9 protein-coding genes are annotated in these 19134 nt (G+C 39.2%); 7 read left to right on the plus strand and 2 right to left on the minus strand.

Annotated elements, in window-relative coordinates; genetic code table 11:
* Nucleotides 1-54: 54 nt before the first annotated feature.
* The 7 genes from DMZ48_RS16275 to DMZ48_RS16305 all read left to right on the plus strand — a co-directional run bounded on the left by DMZ48_RS16275 (nucleotide 55) and on the right by DMZ48_RS16305 (nucleotide 15981).
* Nucleotides 55-3576 (plus strand): SusC/RagA family TonB-linked outer membrane protein, encoded by a 3522-nt coding sequence (locus DMZ48_RS16275; RefSeq protein WP_162558746.1) that lies wholly within the window; start codon nucleotides 55-57, stop codon nucleotides 3574-3576.
* 12 nt (nucleotides 3577-3588) lie between these two features.
* Nucleotides 3589-4989: a RagB/SusD family nutrient uptake outer membrane protein gene (locus DMZ48_RS16280; RefSeq protein WP_143956234.1), complete on the plus strand. Its 1401-nt coding sequence runs from the start codon at nucleotides 3589-3591 to the stop codon at nucleotides 4987-4989.
* Between the two features lie 17 nt (nucleotides 4990-5006).
* A complete protein-coding gene (locus DMZ48_RS16285) occupies nucleotides 5007-5990 on the plus strand; it encodes a hypothetical protein (protein WP_143956235.1) in 984 nt (327 codons plus the stop codon).
* A gap of 141 nt (nucleotides 5991-6131) precedes the next feature.
* Nucleotides 6132-8948: a M16 family metallopeptidase gene (locus DMZ48_RS16290; protein ID WP_143956236.1), complete on the plus strand. Its 2817-nt coding sequence runs from the start codon at nucleotides 6132-6134 to the stop codon at nucleotides 8946-8948.
* A 384-nt stretch (nucleotides 8949-9332) separates the two neighbouring features.
* Complete coding sequence (gene gldJ, locus DMZ48_RS16295) at nucleotides 9333-10973, plus strand: gliding motility lipoprotein GldJ (protein ID WP_143956237.1); 1641 nt, start codon at nucleotides 9333-9335, stop codon at nucleotides 10971-10973.
* Nucleotides 10974-11090: 117 nt separating this feature from the next.
* Complete coding sequence (locus DMZ48_RS16300; RefSeq protein ID WP_143956238.1) at nucleotides 11091-11480, plus strand: group III truncated hemoglobin; 390 nt, start codon at nucleotides 11091-11093, stop codon at nucleotides 11478-11480.
* 385 nt (nucleotides 11481-11865) lie between these two features.
* On the plus strand, nucleotides 11866-15981 hold the full coding sequence (locus DMZ48_RS16305) for a hybrid sensor histidine kinase/response regulator transcription factor (protein ID WP_143956239.1): 4116 nt from the start codon (nucleotides 11866-11868) through the stop codon (nucleotides 15979-15981).
* Between the two features lie 57 nt (nucleotides 15982-16038).
* Here DMZ48_RS16305 and DMZ48_RS16310 read toward each other — a convergent pair whose 3' ends face one another.
* Nucleotides 16039-17889: a glycoside hydrolase family 2 protein gene (locus DMZ48_RS16310; protein WP_143956240.1), complete on the minus strand. Its 1851-nt coding sequence runs from the start codon at nucleotides 17887-17889 to the stop codon at nucleotides 16039-16041.
* A gap of 28 nt (nucleotides 17890-17917) precedes the next feature.
* A complete protein-coding gene (locus DMZ48_RS16315) occupies nucleotides 17918-19132 on the minus strand; it encodes a glycoside hydrolase family 88 protein (protein WP_143956241.1) in 1215 nt (404 codons plus the stop codon).
* Between the last annotated feature and the right edge of the window lie 2 nt (nucleotides 19133-19134).

The following is a 19134-nucleotide window of genomic DNA, read 5'->3' on the forward strand; positions in this document are numbered from 1 at the left end:
AATAATTTTACGAATTATGTGCGAATAATTCCTTTACCCAATTTTGATTTAAAGATGAAGCTCTTCTTTATGTTTTTATTATGTGCCATGTTTGGCTTACAGGCAAATGAAGGATATGCACAAAAAACCAGGCTTACACTGGATTTTACCAATACTGAGATCAGCAAGATCATCGATGAGATTGAATTAACTACTGAATTTAAATTTTTTTATAAATCTGATGAAATAGATCTGGAACGAAGGATCAACCTGAATGTTCAAAAAGAGAAGATTCAAACAATTCTTGAACGCATGTTCTGGAATACTGATATAACATACAATGTTCACGAGTCGCAAATCATTCTGAAGAGAAACAATACAGAATCGAAGAAGAATCATTTGGAATCCATTAATCAAAACTTCAAAAAAGTATCCGGCAAGATCACGGATTCAGAAGGTATCCCGCTAACTGGAGTCACGATCATGACTATGGATGGTATCTATGGGGTTACTTCTGATTTTGAAGGAATATTTGAAATGAATGTCCCGGTTGATACTAAAGAAATCATTGTTAACTATATCGGATTCAAAACTCAAAAAATTGACCTGACCAATATTCAAGATCTAAGAAATCTGAACATCAGCCTTATAGAAGACATCAATGAACTTGATGAAGTGGTGGTTACCGGTTATCAAACGCTGGCTAAAGAAAGGGCGGTCGGTTCTTTTTCTCAGGTAAATGAGGAGCAAATTCAAATGAGACCGGCAACCGGGAATATTATTGAGCGTATAGAAGGTACCGTTGCAGGCTTAAATATTGACTCAGAAGGGGCCGTAACTATTCGTGGCGGTAGCTCGATCAATTTAAGTAACCAACCTTTAATCGTTGTAGATGGTTTCCCTATTGCAGACAACTCACTTCAAGCGATCAACCCGGAGGATGTTAAATCGATCAACATCTTAAAAGATGCTTCCGCTGCTTCGATTTGGGGAGTACGAGCCAGTAACGGTGTCATTGTAATCACCACCAAAAAAGGTAATAAGGATCAAAAATTAACGATTCGCGCTTCTGCTTTTACCAGTATCACTGAAAAAATTGATTACAGCGACATAGGACTCTTAAGTACCAGTGATCAAATTGATATGGAACTTGAGATTCTGGAAAAGAATTGGTACAATGAAAGCACATTCCGTACATATCTGACTAATTCGAACTCATTCAGTCTTGTCAATGAAGCGATGGTCTATAAATTAGGGATGGCACCCAACGGTGATGTATGGACACAATCTCAATTTGATGATTATATCAATTCCTTACGTACACGTAGTGCGGAAGAAGATTGGCAAAAATACCTACTGAGAAATGCTACTAACGCTACCTATAACATTTCCTTATCAACGGGTAGTGAAAAAAATACCACTTATGCTTCTCTGGTTTATAACTTAAATAAGGAAGCTGCTATCGGAAACGCAGATAACAGAATAATTTTCAACATTAACGATACGTATCATTTTAGTGATAAACTGGAATTTAATGCTGCTTTAATTGCTACGTTAACCAATGCAACCTACAACGGTACTGATTACAGAGCGATCCTTGCAGAAGATGCCTATAATTCCCTGGTTGATGAATATGGTAACACCATACAATACTCTCCGTATTACCATCGTTGGGCCACACAGGAAAGAAGTGATATTACTGGAATCTCTCAGTATTACAATGAATTAGACCAGATACGGGCGAACGATAATAGTAGTCAGGGGGTTAACATTCGTTCCAGATTTGGATTAAAAGCCACTTTGATAGATGGTCTTGATTTCAGATCCAACTTTCAATATGAAAAAGGATTTAGTGAAACCGATGAATTCCAAAGTATGGATCATTATGATCAGCGTGATCGAATTGGAAAATTATATGTAGACGGAGTTTATCAGCTTCCTTTAGGCACAAGATATTTGTACCGGCGAAACACCTTTGATGCCTGGTATTTTCGAAATACACTAAACTTCGATAAAACCTTTGGTAAACATGCAATAACATTATTTGCAGGTACTGATATAACACGAAGAACCAGTGAAGGTATCAAAGACAGAAAATATGGATACGACAAACAAACCAGAATACATGTTCCTGTAGATGAAGCAGCCTTGCAAGGTCGTGAATACCGTGACTGGAGAGGTTTCAGATATTATGAGGGGAATGCCTTCACCAATGCCAATTCCGATGTAAGAGAAATGTCCTGGTATGGAAATGCCGCCTATGAATTCAATAAAAAATACAGCCTTAACGGAAGTTTCCGAATCGATCAAAAGAACCTGTTTGGAAGCGATCCGAAATACCGTTATAAACCCTTATGGTCTGCCGGAGTTGCCTGGAATCTGAACAATGAAGATTTCTTCAATGTTTCCTGGGTGAATCGATTGAGATTTAGAGCTACAATAGGTATTAATGGTAATGCCAGTGAAAGTTCCTCTCCCTATGCACAGGCTGCCCCGTATTTATATGCCTACGGGAGAAGCTACAGCTATCTGGATCTTACAAGTCCGCCAAACCCACAGCTAAGGTGGGAATCAACCAGAGTAACCAATTATGGCCTTGATTTTAATCTGTTCAATAACAGAGTTGGAGGATCCATTGAATATTACATTAAGAACAGTACCGATCTTCTGGGAAACAGAGCTCTGGATCCAACGAATGGTTTCAACAGTGCAGAGGTAAACTATGCCTCTATGACCAACAAAGGGATCGAGGTAACGCTGAATGCTGATATTGTAAGGAGTAAGGATTTTATCTGGAATGTAAATGCGAATATAAGCTACAACAAAAATGAGGTGACCGACCTTGAAATAGGAGAACAATCGGTGAGAGACATTATTCGATATGGAAAATTCGAGGTTGGAGAACCTTTATATAATGTGTGGAGTTATAACTATGCAGGGTTGGACAATGCGGGTAATGTACTTTTACACAATAACGATGGTACTACGAAAAGCTGGCAGGACGGAGCTACAGAAGAAGAGCTCATCAATCAAGGGGTTTTAATCGCACCATGGTATGGTGGTTTAACGAATACTTTTAGATTCAAAGGGTTTGACCTTACTGCCAATTTGGTTTATAAATTCGGAAATGTTTTCAATCACAATTACGGAATTGGTTACGATACCCGGAACACACATATGTTTGATGTTTGGAAAGATCGTTGGATGCAACCCGGGGATGAAGCGACTACTCGTATCCCTAAATTAGCTTACAATGGGGTGAATCCATACAATGGAGAAACTGAAAGAAGTAATTACAGTTCATCTGCCGACCATTTCTGGCAATATTCTCAGGATAATATTCTACCGGGTGGATTCATTCGGGTTAGAGATATCATTCTTGGATACACACTTCCTAAAACGGTAACTGACCTTACATTCTTTAGTGATCTAAGACTAACCTTTCAGGCAAGAAATCCATTTATCTGGACGGAGAATGACCGGGGTCTGGACCCCGATGCAATGTTATATTCACCAGTTGGCGGCGTTGACCTAACTAATGCAAACTATTATACCAATCTCAGATCCTTCACTTTTGGAGTAAGAGCAACATTTTAACACTTAAAAACCATGAAATACAAAATATTAATATTAATCATAATTACGGCAGTATTCGGTGCTTGTAATCCCGATGAGTTTTTAGATGTGTACCCTACCGGAACCACCATTCCCGAAACGATTGAGGATTTTGATATGCTTCTGGAAAATTTCGCTTTTGCCGCTAACCAAACCGGACAGAATATGACCTTCATGGATCCGGATATTCAGATTCCCGACAGTTATTTTGAAGGCTATAATGCCCTGATCCAGGGACAATATATCTGGAGTGAAAACACCTATTTCGATGATTCTTATGTCGATTATGATTGGAACTACAGATATGAAAGCATTATGGTTTTCAACACCATATTACAGGACATCGATAAGGCCGATACCGGAAACCGTACCGAAGCCGACAGATCACGGGTGAAAGGTGAAGCATTAGCTCAAAGAGCTTATGAGCTATTTCTTTTGGTTACTGAGTATGGAACTGCCTACCAATCGGGTAATCTGGATGCCCCGGGTATTCCTATGCCTCTGGAAGTGGATCTAACCGCACAATTATCCCGAAGCACCGTAGGTGAAGTTTATGCACAGATCGAAAAGGATCTTGCACTGGCAGAAAACTTGTTATCCGGCACTAGTGCTATAAATATAGAGGCTAATTTCAGACCTGGGATTGCCTCAGTATATGGGCTGCAATCTTTAGTAGCATTAACCAAAGGTGATTTTGTGACCGCCGGTACTTATGCAGACAGGGCATTGAATTTATATGACTTCCTGTATGACCTGACTTCAGTTACCAATAATACGGAAGGCAATGCATGGAGTGGACTACCCTTCGAAGATCTGGATTACTCGACAACCACTGAAAATGTTGTCTGGAATCGGGAAAACCGCGATAATTACCAACAAATAAATATTTTTTATAGCGATGAATTGTTAAACATATTCGATCAGGAGAACGACCAGCGTTATGTTTTATTCCAAAGTGATGAATCCTATAATGGAGTATCTGTAAGTCCGTATACCGTTTATGCCAGTTACAGACGGACGGTTCAAACCGGACTTACCGTACCGGATCTCTACCTGATCAGTGCTGAAGCTAAAATACGCAACAGTGATGCCAATGGGGCCATTGATAGATTGAATACCCTTTTGGAAAAACGGCTATTGAATTTCACACCCTATTCTGCTTCATCCTTCAGTGATAACAATGAAATTCTAGCACTTGTAAAAGACGAAAGGCGAAAGGAATTTGCTGCTACCGGTAAAAACTTCCTGGATCTTAAACGCTATATCGCTTACGGAGATCAGGTACCGACATTCCAAAGGATCGTTTACGGACAAACCTATAATCTTTCTCCAAATACGGATGGTTATGTTGTTCCGATATCGATGCAGATCAAATCATTAAATCCGAATCTTTAATTTAAACAAGACCCACTATGAAAATTATAATTTATGTTCAAAGAGTAATATTCGTTTGCGTTTTGGCTTTTATGGTTCAGGCCTGTAATAATGACGGATTTGAAGACCCAGTAAACGAAGCCCCGACATCAGAAGATATGCCATGGCAGGCAAACACAATGCTAAAGGTAACAGCTGACTCGTTACAATACGCATTCATTTGGGAAAGAGACCTGTTGACCTATAATGAATATTGGAAAAATGAAGAGGTAATCCTACATATGAAACTGGAGTCTGTTTTGACTTCAAAGCAATTGGATAAAGTTGAATTTTATATCAATGCTGAAGAAAAGGATGGGTATAATGCGCAAGCACCCTACGACAAGGCTAACTTTTTAATCGAAACTATAACTGATTTTAATGATGAGCGTTCATTTGACCTTGTTATTCCTGCTCCTACTGTATATGATCTATTTAAAAATAAATTTGAATACAATCGCAATACCCAATTAGCAAGAGAAGGCGACATCTTTGAAATCAAATGGGTGATCTATGCCAAAGATGGTTCTGTAATAGACACCAGAGAATCTTCATCCATAGACAATCGCTTTGGATTTGCAACCATATTTCAGGATTTTGCCCCACCAGTTTGGGCAGGGGACTTTGCATACGAATGGATCGATATGGGATGGGGAATCTCCTATTATGATCCTTCCATAGTCATTGGAACCACTGGAATTATGACTATTCAACAAGTAGATGCCAGTAATTATACGATATCCAACATTCATTTTGGACATAGTTCAGGAAGAGCCGGGACCCTCTATTATGAATTCGATACCGGATTGGTTGAATCTGAAAGCACGCTAAACGACACATGGGTGATATCCAATATAGATGGTGCTTCTCTAGACATTGCATTCACCAATAACTGGTCCAGTGGATACGGGTATTGGGGTACTGTGAGACTTACCCGAACTGACGGAGCCAACTGGCCTTCAAATATTCATACCGCAGAGTAATTAATTGAGTTAGCATATTAGTAAAATCAGAAGGGAGGGGAATACATCTTCCCTTCTGTTCTCAATTGGAACTTGCCAACATGGCAACCTTCTATCTCTGCCTATATCCAAACAAATTTTAATACTAAAAAATATATTGTAATGCGTTTAATCCGAATTTCACGAATGCTGATGAACTTGATGCTGCTGAGCATATTATTTATAACTGGAAAAACGCTCCATGCACAAATTGATCCATTAGCATTAGATTCCACAATAACAACTGGAGCACTTAGAAATGGTATGACCTATTTTATCAAGCATAATCAGGAGCCAAAAAACAGGGTGTCTTTTTATTTTGCTCAAAATGTAGGTTCTGTTCTTGAAAATGATAACCAAAGAGGCCTTGCACATTTTCTGGAACATATGGCATTCAACGGAACTGAGAACTTTCGGGATAAAGGGATGTTGAACTACCTCGAAAAATATGGGATCAAATTCGGTTCAGAAATCAATGCTTTCACCTCCTTTGACCGCACTGTATACAACATTAATGATGTACCTACTTCCAACGAAAGGCTTATTGATTCTGTGTTACTGATCCTTCATGACTGGTCTGGATCACTGCTGCTGCTCGACGAGGAGATCGACAAGGAAAGAGGAGTTGTAAATGAAGAATGGCGAATGCGAAACACCCCCTTACAAAGAGCCGGTGAGATAATCTTTTCTGAAGGGTTGGTGAAAGGTTCGATCTACGAAAAAAGATTACCGATCGGATCGATGGAGGTCATCAATAATTTCAAATATGATGAACTAAGAGATTATTATAAAAAATGGTATCGTCCGGATCAGCAATCTGTTATTATAGTTGGTGATATCGATCCAGCCGAAATTGAAAAAAAAATAATCAATACCTTTTCCTCTATTCCCCTTTCTGAGAACAAAGTGGAACGACCGGTTTTCAATACACCTATAAACGAAGAACTTGTTTTCATAGAATCTTTGGATGATGAATTAAGAAGTCCAACGATTCACTATTATATAAAATCTGCTAAGGAAAATATCCCATTAGAAGATTATCTGAATAATAAGACGATCTCCGGTTTAGCAATCGGTATTTTCAATAACCGAATGTCCGAACTATTAAATGAAGAGGATAGTCCGGCATACTCGATAAAACTGGATTTCGAAAATCAGGTAAGACCTTTGGATGCGCTGAGTCTTACGATTACACCGAAAAAAGACCAAACCAAAGAGGCATTTGAATTTGCCTTAACTGAGCTCGCCAGATATGCCAAATTCGGTGCTACATCAGGTGAATTGGAAAGAGCCAAGAAGAAACGGCTTAGCAGTTATGATATGAGTCTGAACAATCTGAATAAAATTAGTAGTAAATCGTATGCTAAGAAAATTTACGAATATGCGCTTGAAGGCACCCCTTTCCCAAATTATGAATGGTTTGGCAAAGAAGTATTAAAACGCTTGTCCGACTATACCAATGAAGAGATTCTCAAGTTCATCAATAACAAATTCAAGTACAAAAATCAAATGTTCGGATTAACGGGCTCAACCGATAAAACCTATATCACCAAAATAGAGGTACTTGATATAATCGAAAAGGTTAAAACCAGTAGCCCCGAACCATTTGAAGACAAATTCAAGGATGAACCACTCATTACATCAGCGCTCAAAGGAGGACAAATAACTTCAACCTTTAAAATAGACGGCGTATCTGCCAAAGGTTTTGTACTTGAAAATGGGGCCAGATTGATTCTCTACCCTACAGAATTCGCGAATAGTAATATTCAATTTAAAGTATATAGTCCGGGAGGTATATCGATGCTGGATAATGATCTGTTAAGTGCTTCCGGGATGACCACACAATTGATCTCCGAATCCGGAGTAGGAAACTTCGATGAAATGTCACTAGCGAAGAAATTGGCAGGGGTTAATCAAAGCTATTATATGTACCTGCATGAAACCGATGAAGGTATTATGGGACGTACCGCTAAAAATGATCTCGAAACTTTATTTAAAAGATTCTACTTAAGCTTCACAGCTCCCCGGTTCGACGAAACCACTTTTGAAGCAAAAATTAAAAGCTGGAAACAGGGGGTAAAAACGAAATATAAAAATAAGAGCACGCGGTTCAATGAAGCCGTACGACTGGCTAAGACCGATTCAAATAAGCGTACCCTGATCTTCGATGATTCACTTCTGAATACGATAACGATCCAGAATGTTAAGAATATCTATCACCAACGATTCGATAACCCAGGAGACTTTACATTCCTAATGGTAGGTGATATCGATGAGCAGCAAATAGTGGATCTATTTAAAGAATATATCGGAAGTATACCTTCAACAGGTAAGAAGGAAAAATTCAGAAATCATAACTTGAATCCTGCAAAGGGAAAGACCGAAGTACACCTGCAGGAGGAAATGGAAACACCTCAGACTACCGTACAGATTTTCCTGGAAGATCAAATGGACTATACTCAGAAGAATTATTTAAAGATGAAAGTCGCCGGACAACTCCTTATGAAGAGATATATGGAGGAAATAAGAGAAAAAGAGGGTGGAAGTTATAGTGTGGGTGCTTATGGTTATATGCGCCCAACTCCGGAAAACAGATATTATTTACAGGTTAAATTTAATTGTAATCCTGAAATGACTGAAAAACTGGTAGGTATCGTTTATGCAGAATTCAAAAGACTTGAAACAAAAGTGAATGAGGATCAATTGAATGAGATTAAAAATCACCTTATCAAAAAACACAACGAAGAAATAGAAGGAAATACTTTTTGGCTCGATGCGATCTATGACTTTGACATGAATGGACTGGAAATACTATCGCCGAAAGAATATGAAGCATTGGTAAATTCAATTACCGCAGGGGATATCAAAGTTTTAATGAAGGAAATAAACAAGAATGCGGATCTCATTGAAGGAATTCTTGAACCCCAAAAACCATTATAATATTTTGATTTGTTAGTTTAGTCAAAAGGAGCAGGCGTCAAAAGCCCTGCTCCTTTTTTATTCAAGATTAAATCTGTTTACATCCGCTTTATCCATCCATATCACGAAAAATTACTCCGTGTTAAAATCGCAATTAATTCAGAAAATACAACGATAACGAGGTCTTCTCTTACGATATTCGTCATCGTTATTTACAAGCTTCCAAAGAATCGTTAAAGTAAAAAAAATTAACTAAATTAATACTTTTAATTACTTGTTAAACAGTACTTTAAAGCAATAATACTCCTAACCTATCGTTATTGATATTGCCTCCATATACTTATGTCTTCTCCGCAATGCTTTTTGATATTTCACGGTGTATAAACTTTGAGCTTATTTCGATTTATGAGGTGTTTTTCAATCAGAACTTTTGGCAATTTACTGATAGTACTACTAATGCTTACCGGATGCGACAGACTCAGGTCGGCGAAAGATGTATCCCAAGCCACTGGCTGGACGATCAATGACAGAGATGGTGGTTTTCAATACAATACCCGCTACAAGGAACAGGAAACCCCACCAGGTATGGTATTTATCGAAGGGGGCACTTTTATCAAAGGTAAAGTTCAGGACGATGTGATGCACGACTGGAACAATACACCTACCCAAATGCACGTACAATCCTTCTACATGGATGAAACGGAGGTCACCAACATTATGTATCTCGAATACCTGAGCTGGTTAAAGAGCGTGTATCCCCCCGAGGAACCGGCTTACAGAAACATTTATACAGGGGCATTACCCGACACACTGGTATGGAGAAATCCCCTTGAAAACAATGAGGTCTTAGTGAATAACTATCTGCGTCACCCGGCCTATGCCGAATATCCCGTAGTCGGAGTGAACTGGCTTCAGGCCGTACAATTCTGTGAATGGCGAACCGATCGGGTAAACGAGAATATCCTGGAACGTGAAGGATATCTGGCGAAGAACACTAAATATGCAGTAACCAGCAGAGAAGTCGATGGTGCTTTTAATACAGAAACCTACCTGATGAGTCCTTCCTCTACTTTTGACGGCAGAATCGATTCGCTTCAGGGAAAGTTTAAAAGAGATTCGGTGAACGTATTCGCCAAAAGAACCAGTGGAATCATTCTCCCTGATTACAGACTCCCAACGGAAGCAGAATGGGAATATGCCGCACAGGCCATGGTCAGCAACCGGGAATACAACAACTACCGGGGAAGAAAAAAATATCCATGGGAAAGTAACTATACCCGATATGGTCGAGGACGTACCCGGGGTGATCAACGGGCCAATTTTAAACTTGCAAAAGGAGATTACGGCGGAATCGCCGGATGGTCAGATGATGGAGGTGATATAACGGTAAAGGTAAAAACCTATGAACCCAATGCATTCGGACTCTATAATATGGCCGGAAATGTAGCTGAATGGGTGGCTGATGTCTACAGACCTATTGTCGATGATGAATTCAATGACTTTAATTACTATCGTGGTAATGTCTATATGAAAACAGCCATCAATAAAGATGGTTCGGTTGAAATGATCAATAGACAGAACATCGCCTTCGACACCTTGCCTAACGGGAAACTGATCCCTAAGAATCTACCTGGTAAACTTTCTATGGTTCCTGTCGACGATAATGATACTTTTCTCAGGCCAAATTTTACGAGAAGCGACAACCGGGATTACAGGGATGGTGACAAAAGCTCCAGCAGAAACTATTATGATAAGTTCAGTGAAGACAATGAAGAAGGTCGCTACAATGCACCTCAACATAAAGTTAAAGCAGATTCTCTGGGCAACCTTATTCTGGAATACGATAAATCAAACGAACGCACAACCCTGATAAATAATGAGGTTCGCGTATTCAAAGGCGGATCCTGGCGCGACCGCGCTTATTGGCTTGACCCGGCGCAGAGAAGATATTATCCTCAATATCTCGCTACCGATTACATCGGATTCAGATGTGCAATGTCAAGAGTAGGCTCCAAATCAAAGAATCGCAAAAGCAAAACGCATTGAAGAAAGTAACCAATTCTATCGGTCATAAAACCAGTTGATTTTAGTAATTTTGCTCCCCGAAAGCATTTCTGAAAACGCTTCCCGGAAGCAGTGCAGAATGCCCTAAATGCAACACTCATGCAACAACCTATAGCTAGTTTAGAAGATATCAAGAACCTGGTCGATAATTTTTATGGCCGTGTTCAAAAGGATGAATTGATCGGCCCTGTTTTCAATAAAGTGATCGGAGATCGCTGGCCCGAGCACTTGTCGAAGATGTATACTTTCTGGCAAACCGTTCTGTTGCAAGAGCACACCTATTCGGGCTCTCCTTTCCCTCCCCATGTAAAATTACCGGTATCTAAGGATCACTTTGATCGATGGATGATGCTCTTCGAACAAACCGTCGATGAACAATTCATCGGTGAGAAGGCGGAAGAAGCCAAATGGAGAGCTGGAAAAATGGCTGAAATGTTCCAATATAAGATCGAATATTTCCGAAATAACGGAGTAAAACCACTTATCTGATTCACAGGTGCTGTCACAATGTTACTTGTTACATTGTTACATTGTTACTTGTTACATTGTGACATTGTGACGCTAGAAGTGATACTGTAGGCTGTTTTTCTCACTTTAACTAAAACTAATAGCCTACAATTTTCAACTCACCAAATACCACTTATCCGCTACATCTCCCCCGCTGTAAACTATTCAGACAAAAGCTCTACTAACGGATAGTGTCGGCTTGAAATTATCGATCAATTATATATACTCACGTAAATTCACAAAGAAATTAATAAATGATAATTTCACACTTATTTTTTTAATAATACTTCAAATATGAAATCTTATGCTTATATTTTCGATCTGACAGAACCAATTGACTAACCAAACACCAAATTCAGGTTGAAATATGACCTACGGAAAATTAAAAGCCAACTTTCCCTCTTCAGTAGTGCTGTTAATTTTACTATTCATTATACAGCATACTGCCTTTGCCCAAAATAAATCAGTTCTAAACTTTGATATATCAAAAGGCCTCGCTCATAATTCCGTACGCAGTATCATACAGGATCATGATGGTTTTATTTGGGTTGGGACCTATGACGGACTCAATAAATTTGATGGATATGAATTTAAGATATACCGAAATTCATTAACCGATTCAACCTCCATCCCCCATAATTATATTTACAAAATTCTTGAAGATGTCCACCAAAACCTCTGGATAGGTACCGGGCAAGGAATCTGTAAACTGGATAAAAGTCGTGCTGTTTTTGAACCTGTCTATTATTTCGATAAAAACGGAAACAAGCTAAAAATCGATGTCCCCATACTCAGTGTTGCCAGCGATAATAAGGGCAAATTATATATAGGCACCTCAGGAAACGGATTTCTGATTCTCAATAGCGGAGATAGTATTGCGAAAAGACATAAGCTTCCCAATATACCTGATTCAGCAAATTTGAGTATCTCCTGTATCGCAAAAGATCCATCAGATGGAAAAATTCTGTTAAGCGACGGTTATAATCTTTTTAAATATGATCCGATCACAGATAAAATAAAATTCGAGATCAAAGTTGACCATTATATAGCTGCCATGGCTTTTAAAGATAATATACTATGGATAGGGACTTCCTATGGCCTGTATAAATATGACCTTTCTGATCATCAAATCCTGAAAAAAATCACTACCGCTAACAGTAAGCTTTCTCAAAACGTGATCGAAACGCTCTTCCTCTCCAGAAATGAAGAATTATGGATCGGTACCCAGGGAAAAGGTTTTGATATTTTGAATCTCCAGACTGAAGAGATCGATCCTGAAAATGAATATACTTCAGATTCTGGATTCAAAGATGATTTTGTTTACGCAATTATCGAAGATGACAAAGACCAAAAATGGATCGGCACAAAAGAAGAGGGCGTTAAACTCATCACCAATAGAAAACATAAATTTCAAACGGTTAGCCACATCCCTTATAAGGCTAATAGTCTGACCAATGATTTTCCTATTACTTTCTATGAAGATGCACAAAGTAAATTATGGATCGGCACAGAAGGCGGGGGGTTTAGCATTTGGGATCGAAAACGTAATAATTTCCAAAATTTTAAAGCCGATGATCCGAAAGGTGCAGGGTTGAGCTATCCTATCGTTAGTGGCATCAAAAAAGATCAATCGGGAAAAATATGGATCTCAACCTATGGAGGAGGTATCAACACTTTTGATGTAAAAAGTAATACTTTCACCAAATATGAATGCAGGAACCCACTTGAAGGAATCATCAATAAAAATGTAAACCAACTCTATATCGATCATAATGGAGATATTTGGGCTTCGACCTATGGTAATGGCCGCTTGTATCAATTCGATAAAAAAAAGGATGAATTTAAGGTTCTGGACCAACAGTTGACGGACCTCAACATTATTCAAGAAGATGAATCCGGTACTCTTTGGGCAGGAAATTCTCATCAATTGATCAGGATTGACAGAACGAATAACAATCATACTTTCTATGAAATAGGAAAACCGGTGAGAGCTGTTTACACCGATGTTGACGGGAAATTTTGGATTGGCTCAGAAGGTGGAGGACTTTTATTATTCGACAGGAAATCCGGACAGATCAAAGCCCGATATTCTACTTCAGACGGTCTTTGCAATAATTCGGCACTCTGCATTCTTGAAGATAATTCAGGCTACCTTTGGTTAAGCACTTTCAATGGACTTTCCCGATTTAACAAAGCAGAAAAGACATTTGAAAACTTCTATCAGGAAAACGGGCTGCAAAGCAATCAATTTCTTTATCGCTCAGCTCTTAAACTGAAGAGTGGTGAACTTGTTTTTGGAGGTGTCAAAGGTTTCAATATCTTTAATCCTGACAGTATTTGTGAAGCCAGCAGCTTTACCCCTCCCCTTTACATTACCGATATTACCATTGATTCTGAAAACATAAACAGTATCCATGATTATGTCATGGAAACATCGGATGAAGGTGCTGTAACAAAATTAAAAGTACCCTATAACAAGGCAAATCTATCCTTTAAATTTGCAGCACTGGAATTCTTCGATCCTTCTTCCATAAAATATGCGTACTTTCTGGAAGGATGGGATCAAAAATGGCAGTACACCGATACCTATCGCTATGCAAACTACTCCAATTTACGAGAAGGTAATTACATTCTTCATATCAAATCATCATTACCCGACGGATCCTGGGCACAGAATGAAGTAACTACAAAAATATCCATTCTCCCCCCATGGTATCGATCCTGGTGGGCTTATACCTTTTATCTTCTGATCCTATTAATTACCATCAAGTTATATAGCGAATACCATAGAAGACAAGACCGTTTGAAACACAGGCTTGAAATCACGGAAATGGAAATGGAAAAGGAAAAAGAACTCAATGAAAAAAAGCTTTCCTTTTTCACCAATATCTCCCATGAATTCCGAACGCCGTTGTCCCTGATCATTGCTCCGATGAAGGATTTCCTTAACAGTAAGGACAGTCATGTAGATATTAAGGAACTGATCATCATATACCGTAATGCCCGAAGATTATTAAGCCTCGTGGATCAATTATTGATTTTCAGAAATTCGGATGCTAATGACCTCAAACGCTCTCAATTTGATATTGTTTCCTTTAGTAAAGAAGTTTTTTCATGCTTCTTACAACAGGCACGTATCAAAAAGATAAAATTTGATTTTGTCACGAAAATTGAAGCACTCTCAGTTGAAGCGGATCGGGAAAAAATAGAAGTGTGTCTTTTTAATTTATTATCCAATGCTTTTAAATATACCGAAGATGAAGGCAAAATCGAACTGCATCTAAAGATCAAGCCTGAAACAGATTTATTAATCGTAGAAGTAAAAGATACCGGCAAAGGTATTGATCCATCGGAAGGTGAAAAGATCTTTGAAAATTTCTATCAGGTCAAAGACACAAATAGTAAACCAAAAGGATTTGGAATCGGACTCCATCTTATCAAAAAGATTGCTGAACAACACAAAGGATCTATTACCTATAAAAGTATTCCTGAAGAAGGAACCACATTCATTCTGGAACTACCGATCATTAAAGATTCATCCGATGTTACCATAGATCAGAAAAATACCGCAATATCATCCGATTTCATAGAAAAGATCGTCAGTACCACCCAAGCAGAGACCATATCAGTTCATAGTGCCGGCGTGAAATCCAAAAGTGAAATGATTACAGACAGACAAACTATAATGATCGTCGATGATAATGTAGAACTTCGTAGTTATATAAAGAGTGTATTTTATGAAAACTATCTGGTGAAGGAGGCTTCAGGTACAGAAGAAGCATCCCAACTCATCAATGAAGAGCTACCCGATATCATTATCACTGACATTGTTATGAGGGATTCCGACAGCGGACTTGTGTTATGTGAAAGGATCAAAAAGGATCCCGACCTTGCTCATATACCAGTAATTTTACTGACTTCTAGTACTTCAGCTGAAGTGAAATTGAAAGGCATTGAAGGCGGGGCAGATGACTTTATCACAAAACCATTTGATAAGGAAATACTTAAAGCCAGAGTAAGCAATCTGCTTAAAAGCAGGAATCATATGCATCGTCATTTTTACAATCAGATCACACTCAAGATCGATGATTATAAGATTTCTGATGATCTTAAGGAATTTCTGGATTCCTGTATTCGTATTACAGAACAGCATATAAAAGATCCGGATTTTAACGTAAAAACCCTGGCGGAGGAACTCGACATGAGTCATTCTGCGCTCTATAGAAAGGTAAAACTGGTTTCTGGAAAATCGGTGAACGAATTTATCAGATTTATCAAATTGCGTAAAGCTGCTCAGTTATTGATCGACACCGAATGTAATATCAGTGAAAGTGCATATATGGCTGGATTCAATGATATAGGTTATTTCAGACAGCAATTTAAAAAGGTATTCGGAATGAACCCTTCCAAGTATGCCCGACAATTCAGAAACGCTGCCCAAAAATCCTATAAGATCAATCAAAATGGAATCTTTATGAATTGATTTGAAGCCTTTGCCAAATTTCGATTACCCGGATAGGTTCATTCCGATTACAATTTTTTAATTGTTTTCCTTTTCCATCATCTCTTTGTAGTAATCCTGTAAGATGTAAAAAGCAAGTTTCTTATTTCCCTTATCATCGATAAGTCCTTTGCGGTTCCAGCCTTCCTGATATTCAGGATTATTTCTTCTCGGCGAACGGAAGTCTGCAAGTATCCATGGGGAAAGTCCGCTGAAATTAGCTGGAAATCGTGTTTTAAACATATTCACCTGTTCCTTATAATACCATTCCTGGAATTCTTCACTGAAACGCATTTCCTTAACATCATGGAAGCCGCCTTTAGCTCCGGCACCGGTTTCACTGATAAAAAAAGGCTTTTTGTATTTAGTTTCCCATTTAGCGGTTTGACAGGCATCTGGTAATGCTCCGTACCAGCCCAGATACTCATTCAGGGAAACGATGTCGGTATATGCTCCCAAGGGGTCATCTACATAATTTACTCCGGCATTATAGCTAACTTCCAGAGCAGCTGAAATCAATCGTGTAGCATCCATACTTCTGGCCTTTTTCACCAGAGTACTCATAAAATTGGTTCTCGTTTCACTAACAGGAGTTTCATTTCCTACGGACCAGATGATCACGGAAGCTCGATTACGGTCGCGGGAGATCATTTCCTCCAGTTGTTTCTCTGCCTTCTTCAATACTTCCTTATTTCCAAAATCAATGGTCCAGTATACCGGGATCTCTGTCCATACGAGAATCCCCAGAGAATCTGCAAGGCGTGGCATATATTCATTATGTGGATAATGTGCCAAACGAACCATATTCGCATTCAATTCCTTCACCCATCCGAATAATTGAGTAGCATCTGCCGCACTGTTAGCACGGCGCACTTCCTGAGGAATTTCCTCATGGATACTGATCCCTCTTAGGAATAGCTGCTTCCCGTTCAACAGGATCTTCTCTCCTTCCACAGCGATCTTACGGAATCCTATCTTATCCTTGATGGTATGATCATTAAAGGTTAGATTTACCTCATAAAGTTTAGGACTCGATGTTGACCAAAGCTTCATTTTTCGGGCTTCAAAAGCCAGAGAAACCGAATCTCCGGTAACCCTCACCTCTTCCTTCAATTTCAATTCCGGTATTTCCAGCGTCACAATACCCTCCGATACCGGGTTATTCAATTTGATCCACCCTTTTATCTGAAATCTTTTTTTACTGGATGCTTTTACGACATCCTGCTCCGGATCCAGTTGTACATGGTATTGACGTATAAAGGTTTCTGGTACAACAACCAGCTTTACATCACGAGTGATTCCTCCAAAATTCCACCAGTCGGTATTTACCGTTGGGATCTCCTCCGGATGCCTTTTGTTATCGACCTTTACCACAAGATAATTTCCTTCTTCCATCAAAACCTCTTTAGGAATCTTAAAATTGAAAGGCGTAAATCCACCTTTATGCATTCCCAGTTTCTTTCCGTTCAGGTAAACATGTGCCTCATAGTTGACCGCTCCGAAATATAAATAGACCGATTCATCGTCTTTTAAAGCAGGAGCATCGAATTCTCGCTGATACCAAACGGTTCCCTCATAATATTCGAAAATACGATCCTGGGAATTCCAGTCTCCCGGTACTTGTATCGTATACGGATCCTTATACCCATGTTCTGTCCAGTCGGTTTTCTTTGTCAATACGGGCCGGTTCCAGTAAGCGCCACCGTCACCCTCGTTTCTTTCTTTAAATCGATAATCATAAAACCCGGTCTCATACGGATCGATAATATAATGCCAGGTTCCGTTCAGGGAGATAGAATTCCTGCCCTGTGTGTTGATAATAATATCTTCCTGGGCATAAAGACATACGCCAGTGATCAGGTAAGTCAGCGCCAGTAATAACTTATTCATAATGCAGTTTTAGTAGTGTTCTTGATTTCTATTTTAAGTTTTTATATCGAAGCATGGCTTCCACGAGATAATAATCTCCATAAGATAAGGGAGTATCGACCTCGGTATTATTCGGCATATTCCCTACTCCGTGCTTTAACAGGAAGCCACCATTCTCCCCTACCTCAGCCAGATATTCCGGTTTCAACAGATTTTTCAGCATGGTTTCAGCAGCCTGTATATATCGTTGGGAATTTTCTCCATCGGTATATGTGGATAATTCCAATAAAGCGGATGCGATGATCGCTGCCGCAGAAGAATCTCTCAAAGCATCCGGAATTCCCGGTGCATTAAAGTCCCAGTAAGGGATCATATCCTCCGGCAGGTTTGGATGTGACAGCAAATAATCGGCGATATGTTTTGCTTGCTCGAGGTATTTGGAATCTCCGGTCGCTCTGTACATTACCGTATACCCATATAATCCCCACGATTGTCCTCTCGCCCATGAGGAAGAATCAGCAGCTCCCTGATTGGTAATATGCATTTTGGCCTCACCTGTTTTTTCATCATAGATCACCTCATGAAAGGAACTATAATCAGGTCTGAAATGATTGTCTATGGTAGTATTCGCATGATTCACCGCAATGTTATAATACGTGCTGTCTTGACTATGTTCAGTGGCCCAGAAAAGCAATTCGAGATTCATCATATTATCGATGATAACCACAAGATCACCATCACCTCCTTTATTCCAGGATGCATTGTCCCAGGAACGAATCGCTTTAACAGTATCATTGTATCGGGTGGAAAGCGATTTGGCACTATTCATCAAAATCGATTCGTATTCGGGATTCGGTTGCAATCTTTCCGCATTTCCAAAACTACAGAACATCATAAATCCGAGATCGTGGGTGGTCGTATTAAACTGTTCTTTGGCCAGGTCTTTTAAAAATGCATCCGTTTCTTCCTTTAAAACTGAAGATGAATTGTTCTCGTTCAGATATAACATCGTTCCCGGATAGAATCCGCTACACCACCATCCGGAATTACTCGTTTCCAGTTTATCTCCCTCTTTGTGATAGGTCTTTGGATACTGACCGGGTTCAACCTTTTCACTGAGATATTCATATTGACGGGTAGCCTGTATCAATACCGAATCAATAGTAGTTTCAAGCGTGTCCTCTGTAACTACTTCCTCTTTCTTTTGCTCTTTGCAGGCAAAAAGAGATAACAGAGATACCGCTACAATCATCTTTACTTTCATAT

This window comes from Robertkochia solimangrovi (assembly GCF_007279655.1).
GTDB classification, from domain to species: domain Bacteria; phylum Bacteroidota; class Bacteroidia; order Flavobacteriales; family Flavobacteriaceae; genus Robertkochia; species Robertkochia solimangrovi.

Bases quoted from the DNA above. Each gene is read 5' to 3' on its own strand.
- DMZ48_RS16315 (WP_143956241.1), bottom strand. From the start codon at position 19,132: ATGAAAGTAAAGATGATTGTAGCGGTATCTCTGTTATCTCTTTTTGCC.
- DMZ48_RS16290 (WP_143956236.1), top strand. From the start codon at position 6,132: ATGCGTTTAATCCGAATTTCACGAATGCTGATGAACTTGATGCTGCTG.
- DMZ48_RS16305 (WP_143956239.1), top strand. From the start codon at position 11,866: ATGACCTACGGAAAATTAAAAGCCAACTTTCCCTCTTCAGTAGTGCTG.
- DMZ48_RS16275 (WP_162558746.1), top strand. From the start codon at position 55: ATGAAGCTCTTCTTTATGTTTTTATTATGTGCCATGTTTGGCTTACAG.
- gldJ (WP_143956237.1), top strand. From the start codon at position 9,333: ATGAGGTGTTTTTCAATCAGAACTTTTGGCAATTTACTGATAGTACTA.
- DMZ48_RS16285 (WP_143956235.1), top strand. From the start codon at position 5,007: ATGAAAATTATAATTTATGTTCAAAGAGTAATATTCGTTTGCGTTTTG.
- DMZ48_RS16300 (WP_143956238.1), top strand. From the start codon at position 11,091: ATGCAACAACCTATAGCTAGTTTAGAAGATATCAAGAACCTGGTCGAT.
- DMZ48_RS16310 (WP_143956240.1), bottom strand. From the start codon at position 17,889: ATGAATAAGTTATTACTGGCGCTGACTTACCTGATCACTGGCGTATGT.
- DMZ48_RS16280 (WP_143956234.1), top strand. From the start codon at position 3,589: ATGAAATACAAAATATTAATATTAATCATAATTACGGCAGTATTCGGT.